Source organism: Methylibium sp. T29-B (assembly GCF_000576225.1).
GTDB lineage: Bacteria > Pseudomonadota > Gammaproteobacteria > Burkholderiales > Burkholderiaceae_C > Methylibium > Methylibium petroleiphilum.
Genome location: NZ_AZSN01000040.1, coordinates 20279 through 29156 on the forward strand (window position 1 = coordinate 20279; position 8878 = coordinate 29156).

The window sequence follows — 8878 nt, forward strand, 5'->3', positions numbered from 1 at the left end:
TGAACCCATTATGCACACCGCATGCCTGACTTCAATCTCCGCTGTGTGACGCCTTGGTAACGGTAACGTCAGGTTCTCAGGCGGCCTTCTTCAGCGCCTTGACCGACTTCAGCACCTCGTCGACATGGCCGGCCACCTTGATGCCGCGCCACTCCTCGACCAGCACCCCGGCAGGATCGATCAGGAAGGTGCTGCGCTCGATGCCCTTGACCTTCTTGCCGTACATGATCTTGTTCTTGACCACGCCGAACATGTGGCAGAGCTTTTCCTCGGTGTCGGCGATCAGCTCGAACGGCAGCTCGAGGTTCTGCTTGAACTTGTCGTGCGAGGCCATGTTGTCGCGCGACACGCCGAACACCACTGCACCGGCCTTCACGAAGTCCTTGTGGCGGTCGCGGAACTGCATCGCTTCGGTGGTGCATCCGGGGGGTGTTGTCCTTCGGGTAGAAGTACAGGATGACCGTCTGACCCAGATAGGCCTGGGGCGTGAACTTCACGCCACCGGTGGCCTGCGCTTCAAATTCCGGGAGGGCTTTATTGAGGGCGGGCGTCATGAAGGGTGCTGCTGAGGAGGCGCCTTGAGTAAGGCTAACTGTTGATTATAAAGGCGCTGTCAAGCGATACCGCCACCCCACACACTGCGGTTGCCGCGCCGCGCCGCGCCGCGCCGCGCCGCGGCGGTAGGTCGGACTCACGGCGGATCGATCAGCAGGGCGGCGATCACGCTGCGTCCCTCGGCCGCCAGCAGGTTGTAGGTGCGACAGGCGGCGGCGGTGTCCATGGTCTCGAAGCCGATGCGCCGATCGATCAGCGGGCGCAGCCATTCGGGGCGCGGGAAACGCAGCGCGTTGCCGCTGCCGAACAGCACAAGCTCTGGGCCGAGGACCGCGAGCGCCTCGAAATGCCGGGGGCCCAGCGTGTCGAAGCGGGCGTCCTGCCAGGACGTCACCTCGCCTTGCCAGGGCAGCACCACACTGTCGCGCCAGGTGCGCTCGCCGATCTGGACGCTGCTGCGTGTGTAGCCGCTGATCACGTTGGCGGCGGCGATGCGATCGGGCTGCAGTTTCATGGGGCGCGGGAGAGGGGCGGGGCAGGCTCGGAGGCGAGCGCTGTGGTCTAATTTTAGGCTCTGCGCGCAGCGCCGCCGCAGTCGTTCCATTGAGATCCAGGAGTTCTCGTGCCCAAGCCCATCGCCAAGTCCAGCAAGCTCGCCAACGTGTGCTATGACATCCGTGGTCCGGTGCTGGACAAGGCCCGCGCCATGGAAGAAGAGGGCCAGAAGATCATCAAGCTCAACATCGGCAATCTGGCGGTGTTCGGCTTCGATCCGCCCGACGAGATCGTGCAGGACATGATCCGCAATCTTTCCCAGACGGCGGGCTACACCGACAGCAAGGGCCTGTTCGCACCGCGCAAGGCGGTGGTGCATTACGCGCAGGAGAAGGCGATCTCCGGCGTGACGGTCGACGACGTCTATCTCGGCAACGGTGCGTCCGAGCTGATCGTGATGAGCCTCAACGCGCTGCTCGACAACGGCGACGAGGTGCTGGTGCCGGCACCCGATTACCCGCTGTGGACTGCGGCCGTGTCGCTGTCGGGCGGCAATCCGGTGCACTACCTGTGCGACGAGGCGAGCGACTGGTACCCGGACATCGACGACATCCGCCGAAAGATCACGCCGAACACACGCGCCATCGTCGTCATCAACCCGAACAACCCGACCGGCGCGCTGTACCCGGAGAATCTGCTGCGCGAGATCGTCGAACTGGCCCGGCAGCACCAGCTGATCATCTTTGCCGATGAGATCTACGACAAGACGCTGTACGACGGCAACACCCATACCAGCATCGCTTCGCTGGCCGACGACGTGCTGTGCGTGACGCTGAACGGCCTCAGCAAGAACTACCGAGCCTGCGGCTACCGCGCCGGCTGGATGGTGGTGTCGGGCGACAAGCGCTGCGCGAAGGACTACATCGAGGGGCTCAACATGCTCGCGTCGATGCGCCTGTGCGCCAACACACCGGGGCAGCTGGCCATCCAGACCGCGCTCGGCGGCTACCAGAGCATCAAGGACCTCGTGGCGCCGGGCGGCCGGCTGACGCGCCAGCGCGACATGGCCTACGAGCTGCTGAGCCAGATCCCCGGCGTGAGCGTGGTCAAGCCCAAGGCGGCGCTGTACATGTTCCCACGGCTCGACCCCAAGCTTTACCCGATCCAGGACGACCAGCAGTTCGCCTACGAACTGCTGGCCGAGGAGAAGGTGCTGATCGTGCAGGGCACGGGCTTCAACTGGCCGCAGCCCGATCATTTCCGCGTCGTGTTCCTGCCGAACTCCGACGACCTGAGCGACGCGATCGGCCGCATCGCCCGTTTCCTCGACCATTACCGCAAGCGCCACAGCGTCTGACACCGTGTCCGAATCGAAGATGAAACCGATCCAAGTGGGCCTGCTCGGCGCGGGCGTGGTGGCTGGCGGCGTGGTGCAGGTGCTGCAGCGCAACCGGGCCGAGATCCAGCGCCGCGCCGGCCGCGGCATCGAGGTCGCCGCGGTCGCCGCGCGCGACGTGGCCAAGGCGCGCGCCACGCTCGGCAGCGAGGTGGTGCTGACCGACGACTTCGACGCCCTGGTGCGCCGGCCCGACATCGACGTGGTCGTCGAGGTGATCGGCGGCACGACACGGGCCCGCGAGCTGGTGCTGGCCGCCATCACCGCCGGGAAGCCGGTGGTCACCGCCAACAAGGCGCTGCTGGCGGTACACGGCACCGAGATCTTCGCGGCGGCGCGCGAGCGCGGTGTGGCGGTCGGCTTCGAGGCGGCAGTGGCCGGCGGCATCCCGATCATCAAGGCGCTGCGCGAGGGCCTGACCGCGAACCGCATCAACTGGATCGCCGGCATCATCAACGGCACCACCAACTTCATCCTGTCGGAGATGCGCTCCAAGGGGCTGGACTTCGGCACCGTGCTGAAGGAAGCCCAGCGCCTGGCTACGCCGAGACCGACCCGACCTTCGACATCGAGGGCATCGACGCCGCACACAAGGCGACGATCATGAGTGCGATCGCCTTCGGCACGCCGGTGCAGTTCGAGCACGCCTACATCGAAGGCATCACCAAGCTGCAGGCGGCCGACATCCGCTACGCCGAACAGCTGGGCTACCGCATCAAGCTGCTGGGCATCACCAAGCGCCGCGAAGATGCGCAGGGCATCGAGCTGCGCGTGCACCCGACGCTGATCCCGGGCACGCGCCTGATCGCCAATGTGGAGGGTGCGATGAATGCCGTGGTGGTGCAGGGCGACGCGGTCGGCTCCACGCTCTACTACGGCAAGGGCGCCGGCGCCGAGCCGACGGCCTCGGCCGTGGTCGCCGACCTGGTCGACGTGACCCGGCTCATCACCGCCGACCCCGATCACCGTGTACCGCACCTGGCCTTCCATCCCGATGCGGTGGCGGCCACGCCCATCCTGCCGATCGAGCAGGTCGTCACCGCCTTCTACCTGCGCCTGCAGGTCGCCGACAAGGCGGGTGTCCTGGCCAACATCACCCGCATCCTGGCCGACCACGCGATCTCGATCGACGCCGTGCTGCAGCGCGAGTCGGCCGAGGGCGAGAGCCAGACCGACCTGATCATCCTGACCCACGACACGCTCGAAGGGAAGATGAACGCGGCGCTGGCGCAGATGCAGGCGCTGCCGACCGTGCTGGCGCCCATCGTGCGCATCCGCAAGGAAGAACTGTCCTGATGCCCCACCCCCGTTGCGGCATGCTGGTTGTTGTGAGTCCGAATCGTCCATGAACTACCTCAGCACCCGCGGCGACTCCACGCCGCGCGGCTTCTCCGACATCCTGCTCGAAGGCCTGGCGCCGGATGGGGGTCTCTACCTGCCGGAGCGCTATCCGCGCGTCGATGCGGCCACGCTGGCGCGCTGGCGCGGCCTGTCCTACGCCGACCTCGCGTTCGAGATCCTGTCGCTCTACATCACCGACATTCCGGCCGACGACCTGCGCACGCTGATCCGCAAGACCTACACGCGCGAGGTCTTCGGTACGACCGAGATCACCCCGCTGAAGCCGCTGGAGCCTGGCGTCGCGCTGCAGGCCCTGTCGAACGGACCGACGCTCGCGTTCAAGGACATGGCCATGCAGCTGCTGGGCCAGCTGTTCGAGTACGAGCTGGCGCGCCGCGGCGAAACGCTCAACATCCTGGGCGCGACCTCCGGCGACACCGGCAGCGCGGCCGAGTACGCGATGCGTGGCAAGCAGGGCGTGCGCGTCTTCATGCTCAGTCCGCACGGCCGCATGAGCCCGTTCCAGCAGGCGCAGATGTTCAGCCTGCCCGACGCGAACATCCACAACCTCGCGGTCGAGGGCGTGTTCGACGACTGCCAGGACATCGTCAAGGCCGTGTCCAACGACCTGGAGTTCAAGCGCCGCTGGCGCATCGGCACCGTCAACTCCATCAACTGGGCGAGGCTGCTGGCGCAGGTGGTGTATTACTTCGCCGGTTATTTCCAGGCCACGAAGTCGAACGACGAGCGGGTGAGCTTCTCGGTGCCGTCGGGCAACTTCGGCAACGTGTGCGCCGGCCATGTGGCGCGCATGATGGGCCTGCCGATCGAGCAGCTGGTGGTCGCCACCAACGAGAACGACGTGCTCGACGAGTTCTTCCGCACCGGCAGCTACCGCGTGCGCGGCGCGGCCGACACGCATGAGACTTCGAGTCCCTCGATGGACATCTCCAAGGCCAGCAACTTCGAGCGCTTCGTGTTCGACCTGCTGGGTCGCGATGCGGCACGCACGCGCCAGCTGTTCGGTGACGACATCGCACGGCACGGCGGCTTCACGCTGACGCCCGCCGAGTTTGCGCGGGTGCGCGAGTTCGGCTTCGTGTCCGGCAAGAGCACGCACGCCGACCGCGTGGCGACCATCCGCGACACTCAGCAGCGTTTCGGCGTGACCATCGACCCGCACACCGCCGACGGCCTGAAGGTGGGCCGTGCGTACGTGAAGCCCGGCACACCGCTGCTGGTGCTGGAGACCGCGCTGCCGATCAAGTTCGCCGCCACCATCCTCGAGGCGCTCGGCCACGAGCCGCCCCGGTCGGCCGGGCTCGAGGGGCTCGAGCAGCTCCCCAGGCGCTTCAAGGTCATGCCGGCCAGCTCGGCGACGGTGCAGGCCTACATCGTCGAGAATTGCTCGACATGAGGGTTGTCGCCGGATGAAGGTCGTCGGTTTCTGCGGGTACTCGGGCTCGGGCAAGACCACGCTGGTCGAGCAGCTCGTGGCGCGCCTGCGCCTCGCCGGGCACCGCGTCTCCGTCGTCAAGCACGCCCACCACGACTTCGATATCGACCAGCCCGGCAAGGACTCGCACCGTCACCGCGCCGCCGGTGCCTACGAGGTGGTGATCGCATCGAACCGGCGCCTCGCGAAGATCCGCGAATACGACATCGAGGCCGATCCGAACCCGCACCAGCTGATCGCCGAACTGTCCGACGCCGACTGGGTGCTGGTCGAGGGCTTCAAGCACGCCGACCTGCTGAAGATCGAGATCTGGCGTGCCGAGACCGGGCAACGGGTGCAGTACCCGCATGATCCCTTCGTGGTCGCGATCGCGACCGACAGCCCCGCGGCCCTGCCGTCCCCGACGCAGCTGCCGGTGCTCGACCTGAACGATGCCGACGCGGTAACGGCTTTCCTGATCCGCCAAGCCGCACGCCACGATTACCGGTCCCCCTATGACGACGCCGACAACGAAGCCGCCTATGTCGCCCCCTCGGCCGATGTTGAGCCTGACCGACGCGCTGGCGCGGCTGCTCGCCGGCACGACGGCACTGGCTGAGACCGAGACGGTCTCCACCTTCGAGGCCCTCGGTCGCGTGCTCGCGGTCGATGTGGTCTCGCAGCTCGACGTGCCGCCGCATGACAACAGCTCGATGGATGGTTACGCCCTGCGTACGGCCGATGTGCCCCAGCCCGGCACGCTGCTGACCGTCAGCCAGCGCATCGCGGCGGGGCAGGTCGGCGCGGTGCTGGCACCCGGCACGGCCGCGCGCATCTTCACCGGGGCGCCGGTGCCGGAAGGCGCCGATGCGATCGTGATGCAGGAGCAGTGCGAGCCGGTTGGTGGTGGCAGCGTGCGCGTCCAGATCCGACCGACCGCGGGCCAGTGGGTGCGCCGCCGCGGCGAGGACGTTTGTGCCGGCAGCGTTGTGCTGGCGCGCGGCAGCCGTCTCACGCCTCAGGCTCTCGGACTGGCGGCCTCGGTGGGCGCGGCGACGCTGAGCGTGGTGCGCCGGCCGCGCGTCGCGCTGTTCTCGACCGGCGACGAACTGGTGATGCCCGGCGAGCCGCTGAAGCCCGGTGCCATCTACAACTCCAACCGCTACACGTTGCGGGCGCTGCTGCAGTCGGCCGGCTGCGAGGTCAGCGATCTCGGCATCGTGCCGGATCGGCTCGATGCCACCCGTGAGGCGCTGCGCCGGGCCGCCGAGGGCCATGACCTGATCCTCACGTCCGGCGGGGTGTCGGTCGGCGAGGAAGACCACCTGAAGCCGGCCGTCGAGGCCGAAGGCCGGCTCGACCTGTGGCAGATCGCCATCAAGCCGGGCAAACCGCTGGCCTTCGGCGAGGTGCGCACGAGCGGAGCCGACCGGCCGGCGCTCTTCATCGGCCTGCCCGGCAACCCGGTGTCCAGCTTCGTGACCTTCCTGCTCGCGGTGCGCCCGGTGCTGCAGGCCCTGCAGGGTCTGCCAGGTGCGGAGCCGGCCGGCTGGCCGGTCCGTGCGGACTTCGACTGGCCACGGCCGGATGCCCGGCGCGAGTTCCTGCGGGCCCGGCGCAATGCCGATGGTGGACTCGAGCTGTTCGGCAACCAGAGTTCGGGGGTGCTGACCTCGGCGGTCTGGGCCGAAGGCTGATCGACAACCCGCCGGGTCGGGCCATCGCGCGGGGCGACATCGTTCGCTTCCTGCCGTTTGCGGCGCTGCTGGCATGAAAGGCCGCGCATGAAGGTGCAGGTGCGCTACTTCGCCTCGGTCCGCGAGGCGCTGGGTCCCGGCGAAACGGTCGAGCTTCCCACGGGCACGCGCCTGTCCGGGCTGCGGGACCAACTCATCGCAAGGGGCGGGCGTCATGCCGAGGCACTGGGCCGCGGTCGTGCCCTGCGCATGGCGCTGGACCAGGCAATGGTCGACGATGAGGCCATGACGGTGCATGAAGGCGCCGAAGTGGCCTTTTTCCCGCCGGTCACGGGCGGCTGAGCCGCGCGCCGCCCTGCGGCGTGGCCTTCGAGGGATGGCGGGGCGTTCAGGATGCGCTGATCCTGCGCGCAGTCACCGGGTATACGCTTTGCAACCAGAACGCAGGGAACTGCGGTCTATGCTGCAGACTCTGCCACTCAGCCGTACATGATTCCCATCTCACGCCCTTCCGACCCCGCGAGTCCCCCCGCGGTGAGCGCCCGTCCGACGGTCGTGGAGCCCCAGCGGCTCCCGTCCGGTTCGGCCGTGGGCAGCTTCGTGCTGCAGAAGCTCCAGGTGCGCGACGAATTCGGCCTGCGTTACCTGGCCACTGCCAGTGCGTCGGGCGGCGAAGTCACGATCGAGGAGTTCGCGCCGGCCGGTATCTCGCTGCGCGACACGACCGGGCTGCTGCGGCCCCGTTCGCCGGCCCATGCGGCCTTGTGGGAGGAGGGCCTGCAGGCCTTCCTGCAGGAGTCGGAACTGCTCGCCAAGCCCCTGCATCCCGCGCTGATGCGCATCGGCGCGGTGTGGCAGATGCGCGGCACCGCCTACCGGCTGTGGCCGCGCGTCGAAGGGCGCACGCTCGCCGAGGTCTGCGCCGCGATGACCGAAGCGCCGAGCGAGGACTGGCTGCGTCGGATGATCGGGCCGGTGCTCGATGCACTGGAGAGCCTGCACGAGGCCGGATGGGTGCACGGCAATGTCCGACCCGGGCAGATCCTGGTGCAGCCAGATGGCACGCCGATGCTGCTGGACACCGCTGCGGTCCGGACGACGATCGGTGCGCGCCTGCCGCAGCACCCCGCCTGGCCGGAGCCCGGCTTCCGGCCCCCCGAGCTGGCCGAGCCGCCGAGCGAGCACGCGCCGGGACCCTGGTCCGATCTGTACTCGCTGGCCGCCGTGGTGCAGTTCTGCATGAACGCGCCGCGACTGGGCGATGGTGCCGCCACGCAAGCTGGCAGCGCACCGGCAGTGGGGCGCTATGCGCACGGCTTCGTGTCGGTGCTCGAACGTTCGCTGGCCGCCGACCCGCGTGAGCGGCCGCAGTCGGTAGCGGCCTTCCGTCGCCAACTGCAGGCGGCAGGTGGCGGCGTGGCCGCTGCGGCACGCGAGCCGGTGGTCGCGCCGGAGCGTCGGGGGTTGGCGCTGTCGGACATCCCGGTACTGAAGACGCCGTTCCCGGAACGCGAGGTGCTGTGGTCGGTGTCGGGGCCGGCGGAGCTCGGTCGCGACAGCCGGCCGCAGCCGCTGCCCAGCCTGCGCTCCGACCCCATGCTGCACGGCGCCCGCGGTCGGCCCGACCCGCACCGCCACCCCCACCGCGCCCGCGCCGCTGGCCCTGGGCGGTGGCCGGCGTACTGGGGACGCTGCTGGTCGCCGGACTGGTCACCTACCAGCTCACCGGTGATACGAGTTCCCGGCTCGCGAGCATGACGCCGTTCCAGGCTGCGTCGCCGTCGGCGGAACAGGCCTTGCCGCAACGCGACCCTTCCGCGGCTGGCACGGTGGAGCCGGCCTCCTCCGAGCCGGCGCCGGGGCCCGCCGCGCAGGCGGCCAGCGTGCCGTGACACGCTGCAGGCGGCGAACGTCCAAACCGGTCGCAGTGCCGTCACGCGGCCCCTCCGCCTCAGCGGC

At 68.8% G+C, this 8878-nt stretch carries 6 protein-coding genes and 3 pseudogenes; 7 read left to right on the forward strand and 2 right to left on the reverse strand.

What is annotated here, in order from left to right; all coding sequences use genetic code 11:
* Positions 1-76: 76 nt before the first annotated feature.
* A pseudogene (locus Y694_RS08930) lies at positions 77-554 on the reverse strand (peroxiredoxin).
* A 137-nt stretch (positions 555-691) separates the two neighbouring features.
* On the reverse strand, positions 692-1069 hold the full coding sequence (locus Y694_RS08935; protein WP_011829138.1) for an Mth938-like domain-containing protein: 378 nt from the start codon (positions 1067-1069) through the stop codon (positions 692-694).
* A gap of 108 nt (positions 1070-1177) precedes the next feature.
* On the opposite strand from Y694_RS08935, the gene Y694_RS08940 reads away from it, so the two are divergent.
* The 7 genes and pseudogenes from Y694_RS08940 (at position 1178) to Y694_RS08970 (ending at position 8677) form a co-directional block, all read left to right on the forward strand.
* On the forward strand, positions 1178-2407 hold the full coding sequence (locus tag Y694_RS08940; RefSeq protein ID WP_036231701.1) for a pyridoxal phosphate-dependent aminotransferase: 1230 nt from the start codon (positions 1178-1180) through the stop codon (positions 2405-2407).
* A gap of 19 nt (positions 2408-2426) precedes the next feature.
* Positions 2427-3742: pseudogene (locus Y694_RS08945) on the forward strand (homoserine dehydrogenase).
* A 49-nt stretch (positions 3743-3791) separates the two neighbouring features.
* Positions 3792-5204: a threonine synthase gene (gene thrC / locus Y694_RS08950; protein ID WP_036231703.1), complete on the forward strand. Its 1413-nt coding sequence runs from the start codon at positions 3792-3794 to the stop codon at positions 5202-5204.
* Between the two features lie 13 nt (positions 5205-5217).
* Complete coding sequence (mobB, locus tag Y694_RS08955; protein ID WP_036231705.1) at positions 5218-5841, forward strand: molybdopterin-guanine dinucleotide biosynthesis protein B; 624 nt, start codon at positions 5218-5220, stop codon at positions 5839-5841.
* Positions 5783-6996: pseudogene (gene glp, locus Y694_RS08960) on the forward strand (gephyrin-like molybdotransferase Glp). The gene mobB and the pseudogene glp overlap by 59 nt, the downstream one beginning before the upstream one ends.
* A gap of 10 nt (positions 6997-7006) precedes the next feature.
* Positions 7007-7261, forward strand: coding sequence for a MoaD/ThiS family protein (locus Y694_RS08965; RefSeq protein WP_036231707.1), 255 nt, complete (start codon positions 7007-7009; stop codon positions 7259-7261).
* Between the two features lie 192 nt (positions 7262-7453).
* Positions 7454-8677: a protein kinase domain-containing protein gene (locus tag Y694_RS08970; protein ID WP_197028768.1), complete on the forward strand. Its 1224-nt coding sequence runs from the start codon at positions 7454-7456 to the stop codon at positions 8675-8677.
* Positions 8678-8878 lie beyond the last annotated feature (201 nt).

What these genes read in the sequence shown, in the direction of transcription:
- thrC (WP_036231703.1), top strand. Translation starts at nt 3,792, where the DNA reads ATGAACTACCTCAGCACCCGCGGCGACTCCACGCCGCGCGGCTTCTCC.
- mobB (WP_036231705.1), top strand. Translation starts at nt 5,218, where the DNA reads ATGAAGGTCGTCGGTTTCTGCGGGTACTCGGGCTCGGGCAAGACCACG.
- Y694_RS08935 (WP_011829138.1), bottom strand. Translation starts at nt 1,069, where the DNA reads ATGAAACTGCAGCCCGATCGCATCGCCGCCGCCAACGTGATCAGCGGC.
- Y694_RS08965 (WP_036231707.1), top strand. Translation starts at nt 7,007, where the DNA reads ATGAAGGTGCAGGTGCGCTACTTCGCCTCGGTCCGCGAGGCGCTGGGT.